Here is a 1,660-nt window from a genome sequence, read left to right as displayed (position 1 = left end):
TCACCAGGTCCGCCTCTGCCAGGGAGGAGTCCAGATCATTGCTCAGCACCACCTCGACGCCGTTCTCCCGGGCGTTCATGGCCGTGGCCGTGAGCGCATCCTCGTCCAGATCACAGGCGATGACCTTGCGTGCCCCGGCCATGGCAGCGGCAATGGCGACCACCCCCGAACCCGGGCCCACATCCACCACACAACGGCCGGCCACCTGCTCGGGATTATCCAGCAGATACTGCGCCAGCACCTGCCCGGAAGCCCAGCAGAACGACCAGTACGGCGGCTCTTCCATGATCGCGTTGACGATTTCCGGGTCCAGCGCCTGCTCCGGGAACAGCTCATCCAGCAGCCACAGGCGCAGGGCGGGCGTTTGTGGCAATGCCTGGCACGACAGGGACACCGCCGGTAATACGCGGTGGAGCCGTTCGTGCAAGGCGTTGAGGCCTACTTTTTCCTGTTCTGTTGTCATACTCTAGGGCCTACTTTTCCTATCCGAAATCGTCGAAGAGAATAACAAAATGACCGGCAGACAGGGATGGATTGGCGTTATCGCGCTACTGCTCAGTGTGACTAGCCCCCTCAAGGCACGGGAAATCTGGACAGACGGCGTACCCGACGCCTATTTCAAACATTTCGTGGAGTTCTACAAGGCCGACCCCAGTGCCATGGGCCGCTGGGCCACCGGGTTGACTCGCATCTCCACCGCACAGCTGGATTACACCCTTAAAGCGCTGGATACCACCCAGTTCACCTACCTGTACCCCATGGAAATCAAGGGCTACGACCTGCCCCGCCACAACGGTATCCCCACCGAGGAACTGTCGTTAATGGCCGTGCGGGCCGGCAAGCTGATTCCGGTGCCCTACCAGATCGACGAGTTCGACAAGACCGGCCTGATCTGGATTGAGGGTGAAAACGACAGCAAGGCGGAAGGCGAGCCCGGCATTTTTGACGATTTTGATGAACTGGTTTTCATGTTCCGCGATGGCGGCTGGGACCGCTTCGATCCGGCGCAGCACACCCTGGCCGAAGGGCAGATGCTGGAAGAAATCCGTCTCGACTCGCCGCGTAACAAACCCCGCTATCTGTATCTGGTGCGCAATAACAGCGAACGTTCACGGGCGGATTATGTGGAGGTGAATCTGGACGAAGGCTGGATCCAGACCACCCTGATGCGCATGGAGTATGAACCCAGGGATTTCACCCAGATCCAGTCCATGGCGCCGCGCCTGGGACCCCACAAGGACAAAAATGTCTTTGATAATGTGTATGTGAATATCAGCACCGGTATCCTCAACCAGAACCTGCGCGTGGACCTGGATACCCGCAAGAACATCAAAGCCACCCCCCTGGCCGTGCGTGACGGCGCCGTGCGCGCCTCCATGCTGGTCAAGGCGCGGGTCTGGTATGCCTATCTGCCTACCTTTTTCAGCCAGAAATTCCAGGTGGATTTCTACGAACAGTCGGTGACCATTCCCTCCCGGTTCGCCATCGGCAGCATGAAGGTATTGAAGTTTTTCCTGATGTTCCTGCGTGAGCCGCGCATTCACTTTGCCATCGATTTCCAGAACCTGGATGGCGCCCGGCTGACCTTTGATTCCGTCTACGACGACAAACAGTACGGGATCGTGGACGGCACCATGAGCGACTTCGAAACCCGCATGAA

1 protein-coding gene and 1 pseudogene are annotated in these 1,660 nt (G+C 58.7%); one reads left to right on the top strand and one right to left on the bottom strand.

Annotated features, from left to right (window positions below; translation table 11 throughout):
* A partial coding sequence (locus A3730_RS21810; protein ID WP_063538924.1) for a methyltransferase occupies nt 1-463 on the bottom strand: 463 nt, incomplete at its 3' end.
* A 49-nt stretch (nt 464-512) separates the two neighbouring features.
* Here A3730_RS21810 and A3730_RS21805 point away from each other — a divergent pair.
* A pseudogene (locus A3730_RS21805) lies at nt 513-1,660 on the top strand (hypothetical protein); the annotation flags it as partial.

Source organism: Alcanivorax sp. HI0044, assembly GCF_001634945.1.
The sequence above is the reverse complement of the archived record's forward strand: the minus strand, read 5'-3'. Positions and strand labels throughout refer to the sequence as shown.